This window comes from Streptomyces poriticola (genome assembly GCF_036689765.1).
Lineage (GTDB): Bacteria > Actinomycetota > Actinomycetes > Streptomycetales > Streptomycetaceae > Streptomyces > Streptomyces poriticola.
This window is the reverse complement of record NZ_JBAGKH010000014.1, coordinates 84,030-107,681: the sequence shown is the minus strand read 5'-3', so window position 1 is coordinate 107,681 and position 23,652 is coordinate 84,030. Positions and strand designations below refer to the sequence as shown.

The 23,652-nt window shown below is 73.3% G+C and carries 17 protein-coding genes and 1 pseudogene; 11 read left to right on the top strand and 7 right to left on the bottom strand.

From position 1 onward, the window contains the following. Positions 1-32: 32 nt before the first annotated feature. The 5 genes from V5O46_RS19220 (at position 33) to V5O46_RS19200 (ending at position 7,338) form a co-directional block, all read left to right on the top strand. The gene (locus V5O46_RS19220) at positions 33-1,487 is read left to right on the top strand and encodes a xylulokinase (RefSeq protein WP_332885856.1); all 1,455 of its coding nucleotides are present in this window, start codon (positions 33-35) and stop codon (positions 1,485-1,487) included. A 190-nt stretch (positions 1,488-1,677) separates the two neighbouring features. Next, positions 1,678-3,411 (top strand): ABC transporter ATP-binding protein, encoded by a 1,734-nt coding sequence (locus tag V5O46_RS19215; protein WP_332885855.1) that lies wholly within the window; start codon positions 1,678-1,680, stop codon positions 3,409-3,411. Then, positions 3,411-5,339 (top strand): ABC transporter ATP-binding protein, encoded by a 1,929-nt coding sequence (locus V5O46_RS19210; protein ID WP_332885854.1) that lies wholly within the window; start codon positions 3,411-3,413, stop codon positions 5,337-5,339. The genes V5O46_RS19215 and V5O46_RS19210 overlap by 1 nt, the downstream gene beginning before the upstream one ends. A gap of 87 nt (positions 5,340-5,426) precedes the next feature. After that, positions 5,427-6,920, top strand: coding sequence for an APC family permease (locus tag V5O46_RS19205; protein WP_332885853.1), 1,494 nt, complete (start codon positions 5,427-5,429; stop codon positions 6,918-6,920). Between the two features lies 1 nt (position 6,921). Continuing rightward, entirely contained in the window at positions 6,922-7,338 is a 417-nt protein-coding gene (locus V5O46_RS19200; protein ID WP_332885852.1) for a universal stress protein, read from the top strand. 3 nt (positions 7,339-7,341) lie between these two features. Here V5O46_RS19200 and V5O46_RS19195 read toward each other — a convergent pair whose 3' ends face one another. Continuing rightward, the gene (locus tag V5O46_RS19195) at positions 7,342-8,667 is read right to left on the bottom strand and encodes an RNA polymerase sigma factor (protein WP_332885851.1); all 1,326 of its coding nucleotides are present in this window, start codon (positions 8,665-8,667) and stop codon (positions 7,342-7,344) included. 179 nt (positions 8,668-8,846) lie between these two features. Between V5O46_RS19195 and V5O46_RS31965 the strand changes: the two are divergent. Further along, positions 8,847-9,420 (top strand): annotated as a pseudogene (locus V5O46_RS31965) (hypothetical protein); the annotation flags it as partial. 493 nt (positions 9,421-9,913) lie between these two features. Here the strand turns inward: V5O46_RS31965 and dnaG are convergent. From dnaG to V5O46_RS19165, 4 genes are all read right to left on the bottom strand, one after another. Further along, positions 9,914-11,830 carry a DNA primase gene (dnaG, locus tag V5O46_RS19180; RefSeq protein WP_332885849.1) on the bottom strand — a complete coding sequence of 639 codons (1,917 nt, stop codon included), beginning with the start codon at positions 11,828-11,830 and terminating at the stop codon, positions 9,914-9,916. Between the two features lie 41 nt (positions 11,831-11,871). Beyond that, the gene (locus V5O46_RS19175; protein WP_332885848.1) at positions 11,872-13,137 is read right to left on the bottom strand and encodes an NAD(P)/FAD-dependent oxidoreductase; all 1,266 of its coding nucleotides are present in this window, start codon (positions 13,135-13,137) and stop codon (positions 11,872-11,874) included. Positions 13,138-13,227: 90 nt separating this feature from the next. Beyond that, positions 13,228-14,532, bottom strand: coding sequence for a deoxyguanosinetriphosphate triphosphohydrolase (locus tag V5O46_RS19170; protein WP_332885847.1), 1,305 nt, complete (start codon positions 14,530-14,532; stop codon positions 13,228-13,230). A 36-nt stretch (positions 14,533-14,568) separates the two neighbouring features. Then, positions 14,569-15,396, bottom strand: coding sequence for a sirohydrochlorin chelatase (locus V5O46_RS19165; RefSeq protein WP_332885846.1), 828 nt, complete (start codon positions 15,394-15,396; stop codon positions 14,569-14,571). A 187-nt stretch (positions 15,397-15,583) separates the two neighbouring features. On the opposite strand from V5O46_RS19165, the gene V5O46_RS19160 reads away from it, so the two are divergent. Together V5O46_RS19160 and V5O46_RS19155 are read left to right on the top strand one after the other, a co-directional pair. Then, positions 15,584-16,270, top strand: coding sequence for a SanA/YdcF family protein (locus V5O46_RS19160; protein WP_332885845.1), 687 nt, complete (start codon positions 15,584-15,586; stop codon positions 16,268-16,270). 116 nt (positions 16,271-16,386) lie between these two features. Continuing rightward, the gene (locus V5O46_RS19155; protein ID WP_332885844.1) at positions 16,387-18,861 is read left to right on the top strand and encodes a molybdopterin oxidoreductase family protein; all 2,475 of its coding nucleotides are present in this window, start codon (positions 16,387-16,389) and stop codon (positions 18,859-18,861) included. A gap of 12 nt (positions 18,862-18,873) precedes the next feature. On the opposite strand, the gene V5O46_RS19150 is transcribed toward V5O46_RS19155, so the two are convergent. Beyond that, the gene (locus tag V5O46_RS19150; RefSeq protein WP_332885880.1) at positions 18,874-19,344 is read right to left on the bottom strand and encodes a gamma-glutamylcyclotransferase family protein; all 471 of its coding nucleotides are present in this window, start codon (positions 19,342-19,344) and stop codon (positions 18,874-18,876) included. A 156-nt stretch (positions 19,345-19,500) separates the two neighbouring features. Between V5O46_RS19150 and V5O46_RS19145 the strand changes: the two genes are divergently transcribed. Then, positions 19,501-21,144, top strand: coding sequence for a M4 family metallopeptidase (locus V5O46_RS19145; RefSeq protein WP_332885843.1), 1,644 nt, complete (start codon positions 19,501-19,503; stop codon positions 21,142-21,144). A 146-nt stretch (positions 21,145-21,290) separates the two neighbouring features. Here V5O46_RS19145 and V5O46_RS19140 read toward each other — a convergent pair whose 3' ends face one another. Beyond that, the gene (locus V5O46_RS19140) at positions 21,291-21,875 is read right to left on the bottom strand and encodes an NADPH-dependent FMN reductase (protein WP_332885842.1); all 585 of its coding nucleotides are present in this window, start codon (positions 21,873-21,875) and stop codon (positions 21,291-21,293) included. Positions 21,876-22,229: 354 nt separating this feature from the next. Between V5O46_RS19140 and V5O46_RS19135 the strand changes: the two genes are divergently transcribed. Both V5O46_RS19135 and V5O46_RS19130 read left to right on the top strand, forming a co-directional pair. Further along, complete coding sequence (locus tag V5O46_RS19135; protein WP_332885841.1) at positions 22,230-22,757, top strand: hypothetical protein; 528 nt, start codon at positions 22,230-22,232, stop codon at positions 22,755-22,757. Between the two features lie 108 nt (positions 22,758-22,865). Continuing rightward, positions 22,866-23,486, top strand: coding sequence for a class F sortase (locus V5O46_RS19130; RefSeq protein ID WP_332885879.1), 621 nt, complete (start codon positions 22,866-22,868; stop codon positions 23,484-23,486). Positions 23,487-23,652 lie beyond the last annotated feature (166 nt).

Below are 23,652 nucleotides of genomic sequence, written 5' to 3'. Positions count from 1 at the left end.
GGCAGGCTCGGCCGTGCGGCAGAATTTTCGCCATGGGGATAGTCGCCGGGCTGGACAGTGCGCCCGATTTCACTCGCATCGTCGTCTGTGACGCGGACACGGGGACCGTGCTGCGGCAGGGCTATGCGCCGCATCCGGTGGAAGGCCCCGAGGGCGGCGGCCGTCCCTCCGACGTCGACCCGCAGACGTGGCTGCTGTCGCTGGGCGAGGCGGCCGGCGGCGGGCTGCTGGAGGGCGTGCAGGCGATCGGTGTCTCGGCGCAGGCCCATGCGATCGTGCCGGTCGACGCGCAGGGCGGCACGGTGCGGCCCGCGCTGGTGGGCAGCGACAAGCGCGCCCAGGTCGCCGCGGCCGACCTGATCGACGCCCTCGGCGGGCGCGAGGCGTGGGCGCAGGCGGTGGGCAGTGTGCCGCAGGCCGCGCAGCCGGTGACCAAGCTGCGCTGGCTGGCCCGGACCGAGCCGGAGGCCGCCGCGCGCACCGCCGTCCTGCTGCAGGCTCATGACTGGCTGGTGTGGCAGCTGCTGGGCCGGCCGGTACGCAGGACCACCGACCGGGGCGGTGCGTCCGGGACCGGTTACTGGTCCGCGGCGACCGGCGGCTACCGGCCCGACCTGGTGGAGCTGGCCCTCGGCCACCAGGCGATGCTGCCCGAGGTGATCGGCCCCGCCGAGGCGGCCGGTACGACGCCGGAGGGGCTGCTGATCTCCGCGGGGACCGGCGAGACGATGGCCGCCGCCTTCGGGCTCGGCATCGGGCTCGGGGACGCGGTGGTCTCGCTCGGGGCGTCCGGTTCGGTGATGGCGGTGCACCCGGAGGCGCTGGTCGACCAGACCGGGATGATCACTTCCCTGGCCGATGCCACCGGCATGCATCTGCCCGTGGTCACCACCCAGAACGCCGTCCGCGCGCTGCGCGGCACCGCCGAGCTGCTGGGGGTGCCGGACCTGGAGAGCCTGTCCGAGCTGGCGATGAAGTCGACGCCGGGGGCGCACGGGCTGGTCCTGCTCCCCTATCTGGAGGGCGAGCGGACGCCGAACCTGCCGCACACCGCCGGCACCCTGGCGGGGCTCCGGCGGGAGTCGATGAAGCCGGAGCATCTGGCGCGGGCCGCGTTCGAGGGCATGTTGTGCGGGCTGGCGGACGCACTGGACGTGCTGCGTGCGCGGGGCGTCGATGTGCGGCGGGTCTTCCTGCTCGGCGCGGCGGCCGAGCTGCCGGCCGTGCAGGCGGCGGCCCCGTCGCTGTTCGGTGCGCAGGTCGTCGTACCGCAGCCCGCGGACTATGCGGCGATCGGCGCTGCGCGGCAGGCGGCGTGGGCGCTGGGGGCGTCGCAGGGCACGCTGGACCCGCGGACGCCGCCGGCCTGGCAGGGCGCGGTGGCGCAGGTGCTGGAGCCGGGCGAGGAGCTCGCCGTGGGTCAGGCGGTGCGGCAGCAGTTCGTGTCCGTGCGGGAGCAGACCCATCCCGGGGCGCTCCGGATGTAGCGGGCTGTCCGGCGCGGCGGCCCGTCCGGTCGGCCCCGCTCGGGCTGGGCGACGGGGTGCGGCGGGGTGCGGCCGTGTGTGCCGGGACACGCCCGTCGGATTAATCGGTTGAGGTAACGCCGGTGCCGTGTCCGACGATAGGGGCCAGGGGCAACCATCCGACCCCTGCCGCCGACTCCGAGAGACCAGCGTGCTCATACGACTGCTGCGGACCTGTCTCAGGCCCTACAAGAGACCCATCGCCCTGCTGGTGGCTCTGCAGTTCCTGCAGACCTGCGCCACCCTCTATCTGCCCACCCTGAACGCGGACATCATCGACAACGGTGTCGTCCGCGGCGACAGCGGCTACATCCTCGGCCACGGCGCCCTGATGATCGGCATCTCGCTGGCGCAGGTCGTCTGCAACGTCGCCGCCGTCTACTACGGCGCGCGCACCGCCGCGGCGGTCGGGCGGGATCTGAGAGCGGCCGTCTTCGACCGGGTGCAGTCGTTCTCCGCACGTGAGGTCGGTCACTTCGGCGCCCCGTCGCTGATCACCCGGACCACCAACGACGTGCAGCAGGTCCAGATGCTGGCCCTGATGACGTTCACGCTGATGGTGTCGGCGCCGATCATGTGCGTCGGCGGTGTGGTGATGGCGCTCGGGCTCGATGTGCCGCTGTCCGGGGTGCTGGTCGGGGTCGTGCCCGCGCTGGGCGTGTGTGTGACGCTGATCGTGCGGCGGCTGCGCCCGCTGTTCCGGGCGATGCAGGAGCGGCTGGACACGGTGAACCGGGTGCTGCGCGAGCAGATCACCGGCAACCGGGTGATCCGCGCCTTCGTCCGCGACGAGTACGAGCAGCACCGGTTCCGGAGGGCCAACTCCGAGCTGACCGATGTGGCCCTGGGCGCCGGGAACCTGCTCGCGCTGATGTTCCCGATCGTGATGACGGTGGTGAACCTGTCGTCGATCGCCGTGGTGTGGTTCGGCGCCCACCGGATCGCCGGCGGCGGGATGGGGATCGGCGACCTGACCGCGTTCCTGGCCTATCTGATGCAGATCGTGATGTCCGTGATGATGGCCACCTTCATGTTCATGATGGTGCCGCGCGCGGAGGTGTGCGCCGAACGGATCCAGGAGGTGCTGGGCACCGAGAGCAGCGTGGTGCCCCCCGCGGCGCCGGTGACGGAGCTGCGCCGGCACGGGCATCTGGAGATCCGCGGCGCCGGGTTCCGCTACCCGGGTGCCGAGGAGCCGGTGCTGCGGGACGTGGACCTGGTGGCGCGGCCCGGCGGGACGACCGCCGTGATCGGCTCCACCGGCAGCGGCAAGTCCACCCTGCTGGGACTGGTCCCCCGGCTGTTCGACGCCACCGACGGGGAGGTGCTGGTCGACGGGGTGGACGTCCGCGCCCTCGATCCGCGGGTGCTGGCGCGCACCGTCGGCCTCGTCCCGCAGAAGCCGTACCTCTTCGCGGGCACCGTGGCCACGAATCTGCGCTACGGCCGTCCCGACGCCACCGACGAGGAGCTGTGGCACGCCCTGGAGGTGGCGCAGGCCAGGGAGTTCGTGGAACGGCTGGAGGGCGGGCTGGACGCGCCGGTCGCGCAGGGCGGCACCAATGTCTCCGGAGGTCAGCGGCAGCGGCTGGCCATCGCCCGGACGCTGGTGCAGCGCCCGGAGATCTATCTCTTCGACGACTCCTTCTCCGCCCTCGACTACGCCACCGACGCCGCCCTGCGCACGGCGCTCGCCCGGGAGACCGCCGAGGCGACCGTCGTCATCGTCGCCCAGCGGGTGGCGACCATCCGGGACGCCGACCGGATCGTGGTCCTCGACGAGGGCAGGGTCGTCGGCGCCGGGCGGCACGGGGAGCTGATGGCGGCCAACGACACCTACCGGGAGATCGTGCTCTCCCAGCTGACGGAAGCGGAGGCAGCCTGATGGCCGGGCCTGCGGCACGGATGATGGCCGGGGGCGGCCCGGACCAGCGGTCGATGGACTTCGTCGGCTCGGGCAAGCGGCTGATGGCCCGGTTCCGGCCGGAGCGGCTGACCATCGGCCTGCTCCTGGTGTGTGCGGTGCTCAGCGTCGGCCTCAACGTCGTCGGGCCGAAGATCCTCGGGCACGCCACCGACCTGGTCTTCGCCGGCATCGTCGGGCGGGACATGCCCGACGGGGCGACGAAGGACCAGGTCCTGGAGGGGATGCGGGAGCGCGGCGAGGGTGACGTCGCGGACATGCTGCGCAGCACGGACTTCACCCCCGGCGAGGGCATCGACTTCGCCGCGGTCGGTCAGGTGCTGCTGCTGGCGCTGGCGACGTTCGCGGTGGCCGGGCTGCTGATGGCGGTGGCCACCCGGCTGGTGAACCGGGCCGTCAACCGGACCATGTTCCGGCTGCGCGAGGACCTGCAGACGAAGCTGTCGCGGCTGCCGCTGTCCTACTTCGACCGGCGGCAGCGCGGAGAGGTGCTGTCCCGGGCCACCAACGACATCGACAACATCGGGCAGACGCTCCAGCAGTCGATGGGTCAGCTGATCAACTCGCTGCTGACGATCCTCGGCGTGCTGGCGATGATGTTCTACGTCTCCTGGATCCTGGCGCTGGTCGCGCTGGTGACCGTGCCGCTGTCGTTCCTCGTCGCCACCCGCGTCGGCAAGCGGTCGCAGCCGCACTTCGTGCAGCAGTGGCGGTCCACGGGCACGCTGAACGCGCACATCGAGGAGATGTACACGGGGCACACCGTGGTGAAGGTGTTCGGCCGGCAGGAGGAGTCGGCGGAGCAGTTCGCCGAGCAGAACGACGCGCTGTACGAGGCCGGGTTCCGGGCCCAGTTCAACAGCGGGATGATGCAGCCGCTGATGATGTTCGTGTCCAATCTGAACTACGTGCTGGTCGCGGTGGTCGGCGGTCTGCGGGTGGCCTCGGGCTCACTGTCCATCGGCGATGTGCAGGCCTTCATCCAGTACTCCCGGCAGTTCTCGATGCCGCTGACGCAGGTGGCGTCGATGGCGAACCTGGTGCAGTCGGGTGTGGCCTCCGCCGAGCGGATCTTCGAGCTGCTGGACGCCGAGGAGCAGTCGGCCGACCCGCTGCCCGCCGAGCGGCCGGCCGAGCTGCGCGGGCGGGTGGAGCTGGAGCGGGTGTCCTTCCGGTACGACCCGGAGAGGCCGCTGATCGAGGACCTGTCACTGAAGGCCGAGCCGGGGCACACGGTCGCCGTCGTCGGCCCGACGGGCGCGGGCAAGACGACGCTGGTCAATCTGCTGATGCGGTTCTACGAGGTGTCCGGCGGGCGCATCACCCTCGACGGCGTGGACATCGCGCGGATGTCCCGGGACGAGCTGCGCGCCGGGATCGGCATGGTGCTGCAGGACACCTGGCTGTTCGGCGGCACCATCGCGGAGAACATCGCCTACGGCGCCGCGCGGGAGGTCACCCGCGGGGAGATCGAGGAGGCGGCGCGGGCGGCGCACGCCGACCGGTTCATCCGCACGCTGCCCGACGGGTACGACACGGTGCTCGACGACGAGGGCTCGGGGGTCAGCACCGGGGAGAAGCAGCTGATCACCATCGCGCGGGCGTTCCTGTCCGACCCGGTGATCCTGGTGCTGGACGAGGCGACGAGCTCCGTGGACACCCGGACGGAGGTGCTGATCCAGAAGGCCATGGCCAAACTGGCGTACGGACGGACGTCGTTCGTCATCGCACACCGGCTGTCGACGATCCGGGACGCCGACACCATCCTCGTGATGGAGAACGGGTCGATCGTCGAGCAGGGCGCGCACGAGGAGCTGCTCGCGGCGGGCGGGTCGTATGCGGGGCTGTACCGGGCGCAGTTCGCACAGGCGGTCGCAGAAGTGGACTGAAGGCCTCATATTGGTGTCAATCAGACGTGCTGCCGTGCCGAGACGCGCGGCAGCACCGAGCCACCGAGCACCAGCGAGTGAGGCAGCATGGCCACCACCGAAGGGAGCGCGGATCTCCCCACCGGGTTGAAGCCCAATGCCATCGGCTTCGTCGACGCGCTGGTCATCGGGCTGAACGCGACCTCCCCGGCGTACTCCCTGGCGGCGGTCATCGGCCCGGTCGTGGCGCTCGTGGGCATCTACGCGCCCGGGGTGATGCTGGCGTCGTTCGTCCCGATGCTGCTGATCGCCTCGGCGTTCTACTACCTCAACCGGGTGGACCAGGACTGCGGGACCACCTTCTCCTGGGTCACCCGGGCGATGGGGCCCTGGGCCGGCTGGCTCGGCGGGTGGGCCATCGCCATGACCGGGGTGCTGGTGGTCGGCTCACTGGCGGACGTCGCCGTGACCTTCGCGCTGCTCGCCTTCGGACTGGACGGCTGGGTCGACAACGACCTCGTGCGTCAGGTGCTCACCGTGCTGGTCATCCTGGTGATGACGGCTCTGTGCGTCATCGGCACGGAGCTCTCCGCCCGTGTGCAGAACGTCCTGATCCTCGCGCAGGTCGCCTGCCTGCTGATCTTCGCCGTGGTGGCGCTGTACCGCGTCTACGCCGACACCGGCACGCTGGACTCCGTCAGACCGTCCGTCGAGTGGCTCAACCCCTTCGGCTCGGGAGGCGCCTCACTGACGGCGGCGCTGCTGCTGGGCGTGTTCATCTACTGGGGCTGGGAGTCGGCGGTCAATCTCACCGAGGAGGTGGAGAACTCCGCCACCGCTCCCGGCAAGGCGGCCGTCTGGTCCACGATCGTGCTGCTGGTGACCTATGTGTCGGTGGCTGTCGCGGTCGTCGCCTACGCCGGGACGACGTTCCTGGCCGACAACGCCGGGGAGGAGGAGTTCGTCTTCGCCCTGCTGGCCGACGAGGCGATGGGGGGCTGGCACTGGGTGGTGCTGCTCGCGGTGTCCACGTCGGCGCTGGCCTCGACGCAGACGACGATCATCCCGGCGTCGCGCACCGCTCTGTCCATGGCACGCCGCCGGGCACTGCCGCAGCCCTTCGCCCGCATCCACCCGCGGTACCGCACGCCCGACGTCAGCACCTGGTGGGTCGCCGGCATCGCCATCGTCTGGTATCTCATCGTCTACCAGCTCAGCGAGAACGCCCTCTTCGACTCGCTCACCGCGCTGTCGCTGCTCATCGCCTTCTACTACGCGCTCACCGGCCTGGCCTGCGCCGTCTACTACCGGCGCCGGCTGACGGAGAGCCTGCACAACCTGCTGCTGATCGGCCTCGGCCCGCTCGTCGGAGCGGGTCTGCTGGCCTGGCTGCTGGTGGAGTCGGTCGTCGACATGTCCGACCCCGCCAACTCCTACAGCGGCGTCGCCTGGCTCGGGGTCGGCCCCCCGCTGGTCATCGGCGTCGGCATCGCACTGGCGGGCGTGATCGTGATGTTCGTATGGCGGTTCGTGTCGCCCGCTTTCTGGTCGGAGCGCCCGGGTGTCGCGGAACCGGAGCCCCAGCACGGCGAGGAGCACTGACATGACGGTCGTCCTCGGATACGACGAGTCCGCGGGTTCGGTCCGTGCGCTGCACGTCGCGGTCGAGGTGTCGGCCGCGTTCGGCGACCCGCTGGTGCTGGTCTACGGTGCCGCGGCGCCCGGCTCCCTGGGCGAGGAGTACGCCGCCCACCACCAGGCCCTGGTGGACGCCGGCCGCAGCGCGCTCCGGCACGCCGTCGAGGTGGCCGACGAGGCCGGCGTACCGACCACGGTCGAGATCATCGACGAGAAGCCGGCGCAGGCCCTGCTCGTCGCCGCGGCCCGGCACCGGGCGCGGGTCATCGTCGTCGGCAGCTGGGGGGAGAGCCCGATGCGCGGGGCGCTGCTGGGCTCCACCCCGCACAAGCTGCTGCACCTCTCCCGGATCCCGGTGCTGTGCGTGCCGACCGAGGAGTGAGCATCAGTCCAGGTAGCCCCTCAGCTGGTCGGCGAAGGCGTGGTCGCGGAGCTTGTTGAGGGTCTTGGACTCGATCTGGCGGATCCGCTCGCGGGTCACGCCGAAGATGCGGCCTATCTCCTCCAGTGTGCGCGGGCGGCCGTCGACCAGGCCGTAGCGGAGCTGGACGACCTTGCGTTCGCGCTCGCCGAGGGTGGAGAGCACCGCCTCCAGATGCTCGCGCAGCAGCAGGAACGCGGCCGATTCCACCGGGCTGGTGGCATCGCCGTCCTCTATCAGGTCGCCGAGGGCGACGTCGTCCTCCTCGCCGACGGGGGCGTGCAGGGAGACCGGCTCCTGGGCCAGCCGCAGCACCTCGCTGACCCGTTCCGGGAGCAGGTCGAGGTGGGCGGCCACCTCGTCCGGAGTCGGTTCGTAGCCGCGTTCCTGGAGCATGCGGCGCTGGACGCGGACGACCCGGTTGATGAGCTCGACGACGTGGACGGGGACGCGGATGGTGCGGGCCTGGTCGGCGAGGGCGCGGGACATGGCCTGGCGGATCCACCAGGTCGCGTAGGTGGAGAACTTGTAGCCGCGGGCGTAGTCGAACTTCTCCACCGCCCGGATCAGGCCGAGGTTGCCCTCCTGTACCAAATCCAGCATGGTGAGCCCGCGTCCGACGTACCGCTTGGCGACGGAGACCACGAGCCGCAGGTTGGCCTCGATGAGGCGGCGCTTGGCCACCCGGCCCATGACGACGAGGCGGTCGAGGTCGTGGGCGAGCCGGCTGTCCAGGTCGGGGGTGTTGCTCAGTTTCTCCTCGGCGAACAGGCCGGCCTCCACGCGCCGGGCGAGTTCGACCTCCTCGGCCGCGCTGAGCAGCGGGATGCGGCCGATCTCGCGCAGGTACTGGCGGAACAGGTCCGCGGACGGGCTTCCGGTGTCGGCGCGGGAGGGCGGCGCCTCGACCGGCTCCGGGACCGCTTCCTGCTCCGGCTCCGCGGCCCGGGCGGGGGCGCCGGGCGGTTCCGGGGTCTCGGCGAGGGAGTGCGCCGGCTGCGTCTCCGGGTGGAGCACGGCCCGGTTCTGCGCGGGCACCGCGACCAGGATGCCGGCCTCGGCGTCCGGCTCCGTGCCGTCCCGGCCGGTCGAGCGGGCGTCGGTCTGGGTGAGGGTCTGGGTCTGCACGGGGGCGACCTCCAGGATGAACGCTGCCAAGGCGGACGACAGCGGTACTCGGGGGGCGGAGTCGGCGGCCTCGCCGCTGTCCGTCCCGTACGCGATGAGCGGAACCGCGGGGGTCGGGGACCCGTCGGGGACGGACCGGCCGCGCTCCGAGGACTCAGGCACCGGAACCCAGTGTGGGGTACGACACATCGCTGCCACGAGGGGCGTGCGGTGACTTTTTGCGTCCGGTCCGTGACCCCGGGGTCATCGCCGGCGGAGTCCCGGATGCCCGAGGGGCGCCTGGGCTGGCACGATTCCCGGGTGTCCCTTCTCCGAACGAGAATCCGAACGAGGGTCCCCCGGTGTACGAAACTCATGCGACGGTCCGCTGCGGCGGCCCCGGTGAGGCGGAGCGGCGGCACCGGTGGGCCGCCGCGGCCGGGCTCAAGCCGACGCACATCGTGCTGGCCCGGGGCCGGATGCGGGAGCAGCCGATGCTCACCCTGGCCGGCTCCCCGTCCTGCGCCGACGAACTCGCGCGCGCCCGTGAGGTGGCGGCGCGACTGCAAGCGGACGGGTTCGAACCGGTGCAGGTGAAGGGCGAGTCGACGCCGTGGGCCCCCGGAGGTTCCCGGCCGGCGCGGTGGCGGTGGACGTGGCGGTGACGGTGACGGTGACGGTGGCGGTGGCGGTGGCGGTGCCGACCGGTACTTCGAGCACCAGGTGAAGCTGCTGCTCGCGGCGGACACGGATCTGACGGAGCCGGCGGCGCGGGTGGTGCCGCACGGAGCGCATCTGTCCTGGAACGCCCGCCGGGTGCGCGGCGGTCTGCGGCACGAGCGGTTCGTGACCCGGCGGTGCCGCGGGGTGGACGCCGAGGGCGCGGGGCTGGCCCTGGAGCGGCTGCCGGCGGAGCTGGAGGGGCTCGACGTACTGGACCCACGACCGGGTGCCGGGCCGCCGCATGGTGCTGCCGTGGAGCGCGCCGGGGCTGCCCGGCCGCCACGTCCAGCTCGACTTCGTCTTCAACGAGCCGCTGCCCGAGCCCGCCGAGCCGGTGGAGCTGCCGGGCGGGGCGGTCGTGCAGGGCGCGACGCCGCGGCTGTCGCTGGCCTGGAAGCTGATGTGGCTGATCAACGACCCGTACGCGCAGGGCAAGGACTGTACGACGCGGTGCTGCCGGCCGAGCGGCACGGGCTGCGCCCCGGGCTGCTGCACGAGGTGTTCCGGCTGGCGGGCGAGTGGCCGTGTCCGCACCGCGGGACGATCCTGCGGGAGGATGTGGCGGAGGCCGTCGGGTATGTGGAGTGGGAGCACCTCGCACCGAGTATCCGCGGTTCCGGGATGCCGAGCGGGAGTTCGCGGACCGGCTGGTGCGGGCGGTCTCGCCGGCGTTCGGGCAGGGTCGGGGACGGGCGGCTGATCCGGGTCAGAGAGCACCGGCGCCGTGTTCGCGCAGGGCCTGGTCGTACTGCTGCAGGACCCACAGCTCGTTCTGGACGGAGGCCAGTTCGGCCGGGTCGCCGTGGCCGCCGGACAGTCGGGTGAGGCGGCCCTGGATGTCGCGGACACGGCGCTCGACGGCGCGGCGCCGGACGGTGACCAGCTGGGCTCCGGCGTAGGTCTCGTCGACCTCGCGGCGCAGCATGATCGCCTCCACTGCCAGCTCGGTGACCATGGCGCGCACGGTGTCGTCCGGGGCGGCGTCCCGGACCTGGACGAGATAGTCCTGCGGATCGGTCACGCCGAGTTCGGCACCGCCGGCCTCCAGGATGGCCTGGCGCACGGCCGCGTAGGGCGGGGCGGTGAACTCGTCGGCGCCGTAGGCGTCGAAGGCCGGGGAGACCAGCTCCGGGCGCTGCAGGGCGAGCTTGAGCAGCTCCCGCTCGGTGGCGTGGACGGGGTTGCGGAGGTTGAGGGCGGGGCCGCGCATTGCGGCCGGACGGGCGGGCTCCTCGGCGTACTGCCCGGGGGTGCGCTGCCGGTCGGGGGCGGGGCCCTTGCCGCCGCGTTCCCGGGCCCAGCGGGCGAGCTGGGCGACGCGCTTGACCACGAACTGGGTGTCGAGGATGCCGAGCATGCCGGCGAGCTGCACGGCGACCTCGTGCTGGGCGCCGCTGTTCTTGATCCGGGCGACGACCGGCGCGGCCTCGTCGAGGGCGGCGGCGCGGCCGGCCGGGGTGTCCAGGTCGTAGCGGGCGACGATCTGGCGGAGCGCGAACTCGAACAGCGGGGTGCGCGGCTCGACCAGGTCGGCGACCGCGTCGTCGCCCTTGGCGAGCCGCAGGTCGCAGGGGTCCATGCCGTCGGGAGCGATGGCGATGTAGGTCTCGGCGGCGAACTTCTGGTCGTCCTCGAAGGCGCGCAGGGCGGCCTTCTGGCCGGCCGCGTCGCCGTCGAAGGTGAAGATGACGCGGGCGCTGCCGTTGTCCATCAGCAGCCGGCGGAGGATCTTGATGTGTTCGCCGCCGAAGGCGGTGCCGCAGGTGGCGATGGCCGTGGGCACCCCGGCCAGATGGCAGGCCATGACGTCGGTGTAGCCCTCGACGACGACCGCGCGGGAGGTCTTGGCGATGTCCTTCTTCGCCAGGTCGATGCCGTAGAGGACCTGGGACTTGCGGTAGACCGGGGTCTCGGGGGTGTTCAGGTACTTCGGGCCGTTGTCGGACTCGTAGAGCTTTCGGGCGCCGAAGCCGACGACCTCGCCGCCGATGTCGCGGATGGGCCACATCAGCCGGCCGCGGAACCGGTCGATGGGGCCGCGGCGGCCCTCCTGGGAGAGGCCGGAGAGGACCAGCTCCTTGTCGGTGAAGCCCTTGCCGCGCAGATAGCGGGTGAGGTGGTCCCAGCCCTGGGGGCTGTAGCCGACGCCGAAGTGGACGGCGGCGGCCTGGTCGAAGCCGCGCTCGGCGAGGAAGACCCGGCCGGTGTCGGCCTCGGGGCTGGTGGCGAGCTGCTCCGCGTACCACTCGGCGGCGATCTTGTGGGCCTCGATCAGCCGGATCCGCTCGCCGCGCTGGTGGGCGGGGTTGTACCCGCCCTCCTCGTAGCGCAGGGTGATGCCGGCCTGGCCGGCCAGCCGCTCGACCGCCTCCGAGAAGGAGAGGTGGTCGATCTTCATCACGAAGGTGATGGTGTCGCCGCCCTCCTGGCAGCCGAAGCAGTGGAACAGTCCCTTGCTGGGGCTGACCTGGAAGGACGGGGACTTCTCGTCGTGGAACGGGCACAGCCCCTTGAGGTTGCCGCCGCCCGCGCCGCGCAGCTGGAGGTACTCGGAGACCACGGCGTCGATCGGGACCGCGTCCCGTACCGCCTTCACGTCCTCGTCGTTGATCCGTCCTGCCACGCGTGAATTCTACGGGGACCCGCCGACAGCCCGGGCCGACGCTACGAGGTCAGGCTCTCCAGCGGGACGTGCGGGTCGGCCAGGGCCTCGGTGTCCACCTGGGCCTGCGAGCGGATCAGCTGCTGGATCGGCTCTGTGACGTCCCACACGTTGACGTTCATCCCGGCCAGCACCCTGCCCTCGCTCACCCAGAACGCGATGAACTCGCGCTTGGCCGCGTCCCCGCGGATCACCACCTCGTCGTACGACCCCGGCGGCGCCCAGCCGGAGTACTCCATGCCCAGGTCGTACTGGTCGGAGAAGAAGTAGGGCACCCGGTCGTAGGCGACGTCCCGGCCGAGCATCGCGCGGGCGGCGGCCGGTCCGCCGTTGAGGGCGTTGGCCCAGTGCTCCACGCGCAGCCGGGAGTCGAACAGCGCGTGGTGGAAGGAGGCCACGTCGCCGGCGGCGTGGATGTCGGGGTCGGCGGTGCGCAGCGCCGCGTCCACGACGATGCCGCCGCCGTGCTCCCGGTCGGCGATCTCCAGCCCGGCGGCCTCGGCGAGCGAGGTGCGCGGGGCGGCTCCGATGGCGGCGAGCACGGCGTGCGCCGGGTGCTCCTCGCCGTCGTCGGTGCGGGCGGCGAGGACGACGCCGTCCTGGCCGACGATCTCGGTCAGCCGCACGCCGAAGCGGAAGCGGACGCCGTGCGCCTGGTGCAGCTCGGTGAACAGGCCGCCGAGCTCCGGGCCGAGCACGCCGTGCAGCGGGGTCGGTTCGGGTTCGACGACGGTGACCTCGGCGCCGTACTCGCGGGCCGCCGCCGCGACCTCGAGGCCGATCCAGCCCGCCCCGGCGATCACCAGGTGGCCGTTGTCCCGGCCGAGGGCGGCGAGGACGCCCTTGAGGCGCTCGGCGTGGGCGAGGCGGCGCAGATGGTGGACCCCGGCCAGACCGGTGCCGGGGATGTCGAGGCGGCGCGGCTCGGCACCGGTGGCCAGCAGCAGCTTGTCGTAGCGGATCCGGGTGCCGTCGTCGCCGTAGTGGACGGTCCTGGCCTCGCGGTCGATCTCGTCGACCGTCTGGCCGAGGTGCAGCTCGATGTCGTGCCGCGCGTACCAGGCGGGCTCGTGCACGAAGACGCTGTCGCGCTCCTCCTTGCCGAGCAGGTATCCCTTGGACAGCGGCGGACGTTCGTAGGGGTGGTCGCGCTCGTCGCAGACGAGGATCACCCGGCCGGTGAAGCCCTCGGCGCGCAGCGTCTCGGCCGCCTTGGCACCGGCCAGGCCTCCTCCGACGATGACGAATGTCTGATCCGCGTCGACCACGTGTTTGCCTCCTCGTCGGGGTTTCGCCACATGCGAGCGTCCCGCACCGAACGGGCTGCGGGAAGGGGGAGTGGCCCGATCAGGTCAGTCTCACGGGCGGGCGGTCAGGCGCGCGTGCAGGGTGCGCGCCGAGGTGTCGGTGAGTGACGCGATCTGATCGACGATCACCCGTTTGCGGTCTCGGTCGTCGCCCGCGCGGTCGAACAGGGCGCGGAACTGCGGGTCCAGGCCGTCGGGGGCGCGGGCGGTGAGTGCCTCGGCGAGTTCGGCGACGACGATGCGCTGGTCGGCGCGGAGCCGCTCCTGCTCGGCGCGCTGCATCACGTAGCGGTCGGCGACGGCTTTGAGGACGGCGCACTCCATGCGGGTCTCGCGGGGGACGACCAGCTCGGCGCCGTACCGGGTGAGCCGCCCGCCGCCGTACGCCCGGCGGGTGGCGGCCTCGGCGGCCAGGCAGAACCGGCCGATGAGCTGGCTGGTGGCGTCCTTCAGCCGGGCCTGGGCGAGGGCCGAGCCGTCGTAGCCGTGCGGCCACCACTCCTCGGCGAGCAGCCGGTCCAGGGCGGCGGCGAGCTCGGCGGGGTCGGTGTCCGCGGGGACGTACCGGCCGACGGCGACGTCGAACACCGCGTGCCGTTCGGGGTCGGCGAGCAGGCAGTTGGGGTCGATGTGTCCGGCGTGCAGGCCGTCCTCCACGTCGTGCACGGAGTACGCCACGTCGTCGGACCAGTCCATCACCTGCGCCTCGAAGCAGGTGCGGGTGCCGGGCGCGCCCTTGCGGGCCCAGGTGAACACGGGCAGGTCGTCCTCGTACACGCCGAACTTGGGCGAGGCCGGGTCGGTGGGGTGGGTGCCGCGGGGCCAGGGGTACTTGGTGGCGGCGTCCAGGGCGGCACGGGTGAGATTGAGACCGACGGAGCCCTCCGGGGTGAAGCGTTTGGGCTCGATGCGGGTGAGGAGTCTCAGGGACTGGGCGTTGCCCTCGAAGCCGCCGCAGTCCTCGGCGAATTCGTTCAGCGCCTGCTCGCCGTTGTGCCCGAAGGGCGGGTGGCCGAGGTCGTGCGCCAGGCAGGCGGCTTCCACCAGGTCGGGGTCGCAGCCGAGGGCCGCGCCTAGTTCACGTCCGACCTGGGCGCACTCCAGGGAGTGGGTGAGGCGGGTGCGGGGGCTGGCGTCCCAGGCCGGGACCGGGCCGGTGGCGTCCGGGGTGACGACCTGGGTCTTGCCGGCGAGGCGGCGCAGCGCGGCGGAATGCAGGACGCGGGCACGGTCGCGCTGGAAGGCGGTGCGGCCGGGGCGTTTGTCCGGTTCGGGTGCCCAGCGGTCGGCTGACGCCGGGTCGTAGCCGTTCGGGGGTTCTGCAAGGGGTTCGGGTGCGCGTGCGGTGCCTGCCATGTCTCGACAGTACGGGCAGGCTGTGACATCCGGTGGTCAGAGGTGCGCCAAAGCGTCCGCCGGGTTCTGCGGTCGCGCGGGTGCGGGTGTCCGGTGGCGGGCCGTGCCGCGGGGCGGAGCCGCGATCCGGCCCGGCCCCGCGCCGCCGTCCGGCGTTGCCCGCACCGTCTCCTCGTAGCGGTGCAGGATCAGGCGGGCCATCGACGCGTGGGTGCCCAGGGGGGCCGCGGCGATCCCGGGGGCCGCCTCGGCGCACTCGGTCGCGAAGCGGCCCGGGGCCGTGAAGTAGGAGGCGACGGCCACCCGGGGGCGGCCCTGCGCGGCCAGGGCGTGCACGGCCTGGGGCACCGTCGGCGCGGCGGACGAGGCGTAGGCCGGGAGGACCGGGACACCCAGGCGGGCGGAGAGGAGGTGGGCCGTGCGGGCGGTGTCGACGCGGGACTCGGGGTCGCGGGAGCCTGCGGCGGCCAGGACGACGGCGCTCTCGTCGCGCGGGGCGTCGGCGGGCAGGCCCGCCTCCGTCAGACGATCGTGGAGGGCGTCCACCAGCAGGGGGTGCGGGCCGAGCGGGGCGGCCACGCGCGTGCGGGCCGGGGCCGCCGCGGCCATCTCGGGGATGTCCCGTTTCACGTGGTAGCCGCGGCTGAGCAGCAGCGGGACGAGCACGGCGGACGCGTCGCCGAGGGCGGCGAGGGTGTCCGGGAGCAGGGGCTCGTTGAGCTCGATGTGCCCCAGGTGCACGGGAAGACCGGGGCGCAGGGCGCGGACCTGGTCCAGCAGGGCGCGGACGGTGCGCAGCGCACGCGGGTCGCGGCTGCCGTGCGCCACGACGACCAGGGCGGGCGGGCTGCTCGTTGCTGTCATGCTGCGATGGTGGCGCCGGGACGTTGCCTCCCCGTTGCACGGGCGTCACGGGAATTTTCCGGTGGTTCACAGGGTGCCGTACGTCTGCGTGAGCCGGGCTGAGCTGTGGTTTCGCCGCAGAGAATGAACCGGACGGCGGCGCCCGGCGTCTCTCGGTGTCGAGAGCCGACCGGGAGGAGACCGTCCGATGCGCCGCTGGAGACCGGGCAGACCGCGGCTGCCGCGCACCCGCACCGGGCAGCGGCGGCTGGTGCAGGCCGTGATGGCCGGCTGCGTGCTGGCACTGCTGCCGGCTGCCTGGCTGCGGCTGGTGACCGACGGCCGGCTGCACGGCACCGCCGACGTGCCGCGCACCGATGTCGCCGTCGTCTTCGGTGCCGGGCTGTGGGACGGCGAGCCGTCGCCGTATCTGGCGCACCGGCTGGACGCGGCGGCCGAGCTGTACCGGGCGGGCCGGGTGCGGGTGGTGCTGGTCACCGGGGACAACAGCCGGGAGGACTACGACGAGCCGGACGCGATGCGCACCTACCTGGTCCGGCACGACGTGCCCGACGGGCGGATCGTCAGCGACTACGCGGGCTTCGACACGTGGGACTCCTGCGTCCGGGCGAAGAAGATCTTCGGCGTGGACCGGGCGGTGCTGATCAGCCAGGACTTCCACATCCGGCGGGCGGTGGCACTGTGCGAGGAGGCCGGGGTCCTCTCGTACGGCGTCGGGGTCTCCGCCGTACACGACGCTACCTGGTACTACGGCGGCGCACGGGAGGTCCTCGCGGCGGGCAAGGCGGCCCTGGACGCCGTGTTCGAACCGGATCCGGTGTTCCTCGGGCCGCGGGAGCCCGGGGTGGCTCGGGCGCTGGCCGGGGGCGGGTGACCGTACGGCGGGATCGTCACCTCACGGCCGGCGGACGGCGGCGGGGAGGCCGCCGTCCCGGCCGTGTAACAGGGAGCCGCCCGGTCGCGTAACAAACCGGACGCATTGTGGATGACATGCAGAGTTCCGCCACGCCGACGTCCTCGCCGACGCCCACGCACTGCCCGTACTGCGCGCTGCAGTGCGGGATGAATCTCACGCCCGCCGCCGACGGGACCGTCGAGGTGACCGAGCGCGCGGACTTCCCGGTGAACCGGGGCGCGCTGTGCGGCAAGGGGCGCACCGCGCCCGCGGTGCTCGCCTCGCACACCCGGCTGACCTCGCCGCTGGTGCGCGGCGCCGACGGCACGCTGGTGGAGGCGGGCTGGGACGAGGCGCTGGACCGGATCGCCGGGCAGCTCGCGCGCGTGCGGGCGGAGCACGGCCCGGACGCGCTCGGTGTCTTCGGCGGGGGCGGGCTGACCAACGAGAAGGCGTACGCGCTGGGCAAGTTCGCCCGGGTGGTGCTGGGCACCTCGCAGATCGACTACAACGGGCGGTTCTGCATGTCGTCCGCCGCGGCGGCCGGGATCAGGGCGTTCGGACTCGACCGGGGACTGCCCTTCCCGCTTGAGGACATCCCCAGGACCGGCTGTGTGATCCTCGTCGGCTCCAATCCCGCCGAGACGATGCCGCCGTCGCTGCGGTACTTCACCGAGCTCAGGGAGAACGGCGGCACCCTGATCGTCGTGGATCCGCGCCGGACCCGGACCGCCGAGCAGGCCGACCTGCATCTCGCGCCCCGTCCCGGCACCGACCTCGCGCTGGCCATGGGGCTGCTGCACCTGGTCGTCGCCGAGGGCCGGGTCGACGACGCGTACGTCGAGGCGCGCACCTCCGGCTGGGAGGAGGCGCGGGCCGCGGCGATGGCGCACTGGCCGGAGTACGTGGAGCGGATCACCGGGGTGTCCGTGCCGGAGCTGCGGGAGGCGGTGCGGCTGTTCTGCGAGCCGGAGGCCGCGATGGTGCTCACCGCGCGCGGGCCGGAGCAGCAGTCCAAGGGCACCGACACGGTGGGCGCGTGGATCAACCTGTGCCTGGCCACCGGCCGGGCCGGGCGCCCGCTGTCGGGGTACGGCTGTCTGACCGGGCAGGGCAACGGGCAGGGCGGGCGCGAACACGGGCAGAAGGCCGACCAGCTGCCCGGCTACCGCAAGCTGACCGACCCGGCCGCACGGCGGCACGTGGCCGACGTGTGGGGGGTGGACCCGGACTCGCTGCCGGGGCCGGGGCGCAGCGCCTACGAGCTGCTCGACGCGCTCGGCACCGACGTCCGCTCGCTGCTGCTGATGGGGTCCAACCCGGTGGTGTCAGCGCCGCGTGCCGCGCATGTGGAGGAGCGGCTGAGGTCGCTGGACTTCCTCGCCGTGTGCGACGTGGTGCTGTCGGAGACGGCGGCGCTGGCGGACGTGGTGCTGCCGGTGACCCAGTGGGCGGAGGAGACGGGGACCACGACCAGCCTGGAGGGGCGCGTGCTGCTGCGGCGGCGGGCGATCACCCCGCCGGACGGGGTGCGCAGCGACCTGGAGGTGCTGCACGAGCTGGCCGCGCGGCTCGGGGGTGAGCGGGCGCTGGAGAAGAAGTTCCCGACCGACCCGGAGGAGGTCTTCGAGGAGCTGCGCCGGGCCAGCGCGGGCGGGCCCGCGGACTACTCCGGGATCAGCTACCGGCGGCTGGCCGACGAGAGCGGCGTGTTCTGGCCGTGCCCGGCGCCGGTGGAGGAGACGGCCCGCACGGGGCGTGCGCAGGATGCACCCGCCGGGGAGGACACGCCCGGCGGCGCCGGCGCACCCGTCGGGGAGAACGCACCCGTCGGCGCCGGCGCACCCGTCGGGGAGAACGCACCCGTCGGGGAGGACGCGGAGGACGCCTGTCTGGACGTGGCCCCCGACGACCCGGCGCGTGAGGCGGCAGCGGCGACGGTGACGGCCGCAGCCGACGCGGGCGACGCGACCACCGCGCACCGCGCGGACGACGCGGGCGACGCGACCACCGCGCACGGTGTGGCCGCCGTGAATGAGGCGGACGACACGGACGGCGTGACCGCCGCGGTGGCACCCACCGCGCCCACCGTCCCCGCGGCCGTCCACCCGGGCACCCCCCGCCTCTTCCTCGACCGGTTCGCCACCGAAGACGGCCGCGCCCGTTTCGTGCCCGTCTCGCACCGCCCGGTCGCCGAGGAGCCGGACGCCGAGTACCCGGTGCTGCTGACGACGGGCCGGGTCGTGGCCCAGTACCAGTCCGGCGCCCAGACCCGGCGGGTGGACGAGCTGAACGCCGCCGCGCCCGGCCCGTTCGTGGAGCTGCACCCGAGGCTGGCGGCGCGGCTCGGTGCGGCCGAGGGCGATCCGGTGGCCGTGGTGTCGCGGCGCGGCCGGGCGGTGGCGCCGGCCCGCATCACGACCGGCATCCGTCCCGACACGGTGTTCATGCCGTTCCACTGGCCGGGCGCGGGCCGCGCCAACACGCTGACCAACCCGGCGCTGGACCCGACCTCGCGGATGCCGGAGTTCAAGGTGTGCGCGGTGCGATTGGAGGCGGTGGCGCGGTAGCGCTGGTGCCCCTCACCGCTCTGGCGCGTGGGGGCGCCATTCCCCGCTCTCGATGCGGCTGCCGCGGGCCCGCAGCCGGGCGGCGACGGCGGGGGCGGCGACGTACACCCAGGCGCGGACCGGGGCGGGGGCGACGCCCGCGCCCGCCCCTGCCCCCGCTTCGGCACCGGCACCGGCACCGGCATCTCGCAGGACGTCCCTGGCCACCCGCTCGTAGAGGTTGCGCGGGTCGCCCGGCACATAGTCCTCCAGCAGGTCCAGCGCGCGGAGCAGTTCGTCGTAGGCCTCGGGCCGCGCGGTGACCAGTTCGCCGCGCACCACGCCGGACGGGTCCTCCACGGCGTACGGGTAGCCGGGGCCGTCGTAGAGCACGGCGCCGGTGAGGCGGGCAGGTTCCTCGGCCAGGGTGCGACCGTGCAGGAAGCGGCCGTGGTTGGCGCCCGAGGGGCGCAGGGTGCCGTAGACGAAGAACGGCAGTCGCACAGCTTCCACAGAAGTGATTCTCTCCCCCCACGGTCTCCACCTGATCGCTATGGACATGCCATGTCGGCGGCCCTTTGAATCTCAGTCACCCACCAGTGCCGCCCCATGCGCCCCACGCACCCCACGCGTTCCGAGGCGCTCTTCCCAAGGAGACCCATGAGCCGAATACGGCATGTCCGGGGGTCCCGTCGCGCCACCGCCGGTGTCGCCGCCGCCACCGCGACCGTCCTGGTCGCCGCCCTCGCCCCCGCCGCCGCGGCGGCCGGCCGGCCGAGCCGCGCCGACGCGGTGCGCAACGCCGCCGCGGCCCTCGCGGAACACGCCGCCGGCCTGGGTCTGACCGACGCTCAGGACACCACGGTCCGCGACGTCGTGGTCGACCCCGACGGCAGCCAGCACATCCGCTACGACCGGACCTACCGCCGGCTTCCCGTCCTGGGCGGCGACTTCGTGGTCCATCTGGCCCCCGACGGCACCTTCCGCGGCGCGGACCGCGCCACGCGGCGGGCGGTCTCACTGCCCACCGTCACCCCGAAGCTGTCCGCGCCCAGGGCCGCCGGCCTGGCCGCGCACGTCCTGCGCTCCGCACACCCGGGCGCGCTGCTGCAGCGGCTGACCGCCAGGCCCCGGCTGGTCGTCGACGCTCTGCACGGCGCCCCGCGGCTGGCCTGGCGCACGGACGCGGTGGCCCTGGACCCGCAGGGCAACCCGGTGGCGCGGACCGTGCTCACCGATGCCCGCACCGGCGCCCGGATCGACGCCTGGGACAGCCTGGAGACCGCCTCCGGCGACGGGAGGTCGCTGTACAGCGGGACGGTTCCGCTGACGACGACGCCGTCCGGTTCCGGGTACGAACTGAAGGACCCGACGCGCGGGGGCACGTTCACGGGCGACGCGGCGAACCGGACCGACCTGTGCATCCTCGGCATCTGCCTGAGCCGGGCGCCCTCGACGGTGTTCACCGACGCCGACAACCACTGGGGCACGGGCACGGGGTCCGACCGGGCGTCGGCAGCGGTGGACGCGCAGTACGGCACGGACGTCACCTGGGACTACTTCAAGGACATGCACGGGCGCAGCGGCATCGCGGGCGACGGCAAGGGCGCCTACAGCCGGGTGCACTACGGCACGGACTACAACAACGCCTTCTGGGACGACACCTGTTTCTGCATGACCTACGGCGACGGCGACGGGACGGCCCTCGGCCCGCTGGTGTCGCTGGACATCGCCGGGCACGAGATGGCGCACGGGGTGACGTCGAAGACCGCGGCGCTCACGTACTCGGGCGAGTCCGGGGGCCTCAACGAGGCCACCTCCGACGTGTTCGGCACGCTGGTGGAGTTCCACGCCGGCAACCCGGCCGACCCGGGTGACTGGCTGATCGGCGAGAAGGTCGTCCGCTCCGGTCTCGGCCGGGAGGCGCTGCGCTTCATGGACGAGCCGAGCAGGGACGGCAGTTCGGTGGACTGCTGGAGCCCGTCGGTGGGCGACCTCGACGTCCACTACTCCTCCGGCGTCGGCAACCACTTCGCCTATCTGCTGGCCGAGGGCAGCGGCACGAAGACCCTGGGCGGCGTCCGCCATTCATCCCCCACCTGCGACGGCTCCACGGTCACCGGCATCGGCCGGGCCAAGCTGGGCGCGATCTGGTACCGGGCGCTCACGGTCTACATGACCTCGTCCACGGACTATGCAGGGGCCCGGACTGCGACCCTGAGGGCCGCCGCCGACCTCTACGGTGAGGACGGTGCCGAGACCGCGGCGACGGCGGCGGCGTGGAGCGCGGTGAACGTGCACTGACCGCGGTACGCGGTACGCGGTCAGTGGGACCGGCCGGCACCCTGGCCCTCGTGGCAGGGTGCCGGCCGGTCCCGCGCCGGGCCGGGCGGCTCCGGGCCGAAGTCGGGTGTCCGAGGCCCGTACAGCGGATGAGGCGGCGCAGCGGATCAGCCCTCGTACGGCTGCTGTTCCTTCGCCTGCCGCAACGCCCGCCCCCACCAGACCAGTTGGTCCAGCATCGCCTTGGCCGCGGCGTCGGGGCCCGCGGGGTCCTTGAGCGTGCCCGCGTCGTCGAAGGACGCGCCCGCGTTGTGGAAGGAGACGGTGTCGCGGACCGTCACGGCGTGGAGTTCGGCGAAGACCTGGCGCAGATGTTCCGCGGCGCGCAGACCGCCGGCCATGCCGCCGTAGGAGACCAGGGCGACGGGCTTGGCCCGCCACTCGGTGTAGTGCCAGTCGATGAGGTTCTTCAGCCCGGCCGGGAACGAGTGGTTGTACTCGGGGGTGAGCACGACGAAGGCGTCGGCCCGTTCCAGCTTCGGGGTGATCCCGGCCAGCGCGGCGGTGGCGTCGGAGGTGGGGGCGAGGGTGGTGGGCAGGTCGGCGGCGGCCACGTCGACGACCTCGGGGGCGAGGTCCTCGTGGGCGCGGATACGGTCCAGCAGCCAGTCGGCGACGACGGGGCCGAAGCGGCCGTGGCGGTTGCTGCCGACGACGAGGGTCACCCGGAGGGGATCGGTGAAGGTCTTCATGCCGCCACCCTCGTACCTCAACCATGATTGAGGTCAAGCGGGGCGGGGCGCGGGATCCGGAGTGACCGGGGGCGGGATCCGGCACGGCACCGGGGTCACCCGTTCACCCCGCGTCGGCGCCACCCTTCGGGTGCATTTCCGCACGGTGCCCGCCGTACGTCGGTGACCTGGCGAAACGGGGTGCCTCGCGGGGCTGACGGAGCATCGGGCGACACCCGTTCACCACATTCGCGGCGCGTTCTCGGGGAGCGGGCCGGGGCAGCTGCCACTTTGCTCGGTAGGGCAGGGCCGCCGACGAGCACTCCCCCACGCCACCGCAGAGCCCCACGCCACCGCAGAGCACGAGGAGCACCGATGCGCCGTACCGCCCGCCTGCTGACCGGTCCCGCCCTGGCCCTGGCCGCGGCGGGCCTGGTCGCCGCACCCGCGTACGGCGCCGGTGCGCACACCGGTGACCTGGAGGTGTTCCCGTCCTCGGTGGTCCCCGGCGAGCACGCCACCGTCACCACGACGGCGTGCGGCAAGCGCGGTACGGCGGCGGGCGACGCGGGTGCGGTGGGCGCCGGGCAGTTCACCCTGGCGCCGGGTGCCCACGCGGGTGAGGCGGTCGGGCGGTTCAGGGTGCCGCCGAGCGCGCAGCCGGGGACGTACGAGATCGTCGCCCGGTGCGCCGCGGACGACCGGAAGGTGGCGGGCGACCTGGTGGTCACGCTGACCCCGGTACGCGGTCAGGTGCACCCCAGAGGAAGCGTGAAGACGGGGGTCGGCGGCGCACTGGGCCCCGATCCCGTGCAGACCGCGGCCGGTGTGGCGGCTCTGGCCGTCGCCGCCGCGGGCGGTACCTGGCTCCTGCATCGCCGGGCGAGAGGCGACGGGATCTGACGGGCACCCTCCGCTGCCCGTCCGCCGGTACCGCACTTCCCAACCCCCTCCGGGTCCGACGCCCCTCGCGGCCCGGAGGGGGCCGGGGCCGCAAGGAGAGGGGTCGTGATGCGCAGGGTCGGCAACACCGCGATAGCGGCGGTCACCGTGATCGCCCTCGGCTCCGGGGCGTGGCTGCTGAGCAGCGGCTCCGAGACCGCGACCCCGCCGCAGCCCTCGGCCGCCGAGGCCCGCACCGGGCAGGCCCGGCAGGCACCCGCGGCCCCGGCGCTGCCGCCCTCGCCGCCCGACCGCATCCGCATCCCGGCGATCGGCGTGGACGCCCCGCTGACCGGGCTGGGCCTGACCCGCACGGGCAGCCTCGACGTACCGCCCGCCGCGGACGACAACCTCGCCGGCTGGTACGAGGCCGGCACCACCCCGGGCGAGCGCGGCACCTCGATCGTCGCCGGACACGTCGACAACACCGAGGGCCCCGCGGTCTTCTACCGGCTCGGCGCGCTGAAGAAGGGCGCCCTGATCGAGGTGGACCGGCGCGACGGCTCCGTCGCGGTGTTCCGCGTGGACGCCGTCGAGGTGTACGAGGCGCAGAACTTCCCCGACGAGAAGGTCTACGGCGCTGCGCACCGCCCCGAGCTGCGGGTCATCACCTGCGGCGGCGGCTACTCCCGCTCCACCGGCTACCAGGGCAACGTGGTCGTCTTCGCCCACCTGACCGGCAGCCGCTGACGGGCATGTAGTAGCCAATCAGGAGGCCCATCTCGCGCACCGTCCCGCGCTCCGGCGATGCACGGACGGCGGCCCGGGCCGCGTTCAGATAAGTCAGGACTGCGAGGGATGCCCGGCTTGGTCACGCCAGCACTCCCAGTTACTGAGGTTGACCTCCTGGTGCCGT

What these genes read in the sequence shown, in the direction of transcription:
- V5O46_RS19205 (WP_332885853.1), top strand. Translation starts at nt 5,427, where the DNA reads ATGGCCACCACCGAAGGGAGCGCGGATCTCCCCACCGGGTTGAAGCCC.
- V5O46_RS19145 (WP_332885843.1), top strand. Translation starts at nt 19,501, where the DNA reads ATGAGCCGAATACGGCATGTCCGGGGGTCCCGTCGCGCCACCGCCGGT.
- V5O46_RS19155 (WP_332885844.1), top strand. Translation starts at nt 16,387, where the DNA reads ATGCAGAGTTCCGCCACGCCGACGTCCTCGCCGACGCCCACGCACTGC.
- V5O46_RS19170 (WP_332885847.1), bottom strand. Translation starts at nt 14,532, where the DNA reads ATGGCAGGCACCGCACGCGCACCCGAACCCCTTGCAGAACCCCCGAAC.
- V5O46_RS19140 (WP_332885842.1), bottom strand. Translation starts at nt 21,875, where the DNA reads ATGAAGACCTTCACCGATCCCCTCCGGGTGACCCTCGTCGTCGGCAGC.
- V5O46_RS19130 (WP_332885879.1), top strand. Translation starts at nt 22,866, where the DNA reads ATGCGCAGGGTCGGCAACACCGCGATAGCGGCGGTCACCGTGATCGCC.
- V5O46_RS19135 (WP_332885841.1), top strand. Translation starts at nt 22,230, where the DNA reads ATGCGCCGTACCGCCCGCCTGCTGACCGGTCCCGCCCTGGCCCTGGCC.
- V5O46_RS19165 (WP_332885846.1), bottom strand. Translation starts at nt 15,396, where the DNA reads ATGACAGCAACGAGCAGCCCGCCCGCCCTGGTCGTCGTGGCGCACGGC.
- V5O46_RS19210 (WP_332885854.1), top strand. Translation starts at nt 3,411, where the DNA reads ATGGCCGGGCCTGCGGCACGGATGATGGCCGGGGGCGGCCCGGACCAG.
- V5O46_RS19160 (WP_332885845.1), top strand. Translation starts at nt 15,584, where the DNA reads ATGCGCCGCTGGAGACCGGGCAGACCGCGGCTGCCGCGCACCCGCACC.
- V5O46_RS19200 (WP_332885852.1), top strand. Translation starts at nt 6,922, where the DNA reads ATGACGGTCGTCCTCGGATACGACGAGTCCGCGGGTTCGGTCCGTGCG.
- V5O46_RS19220 (WP_332885856.1), top strand. Translation starts at nt 33, where the DNA reads ATGGGGATAGTCGCCGGGCTGGACAGTGCGCCCGATTTCACTCGCATC.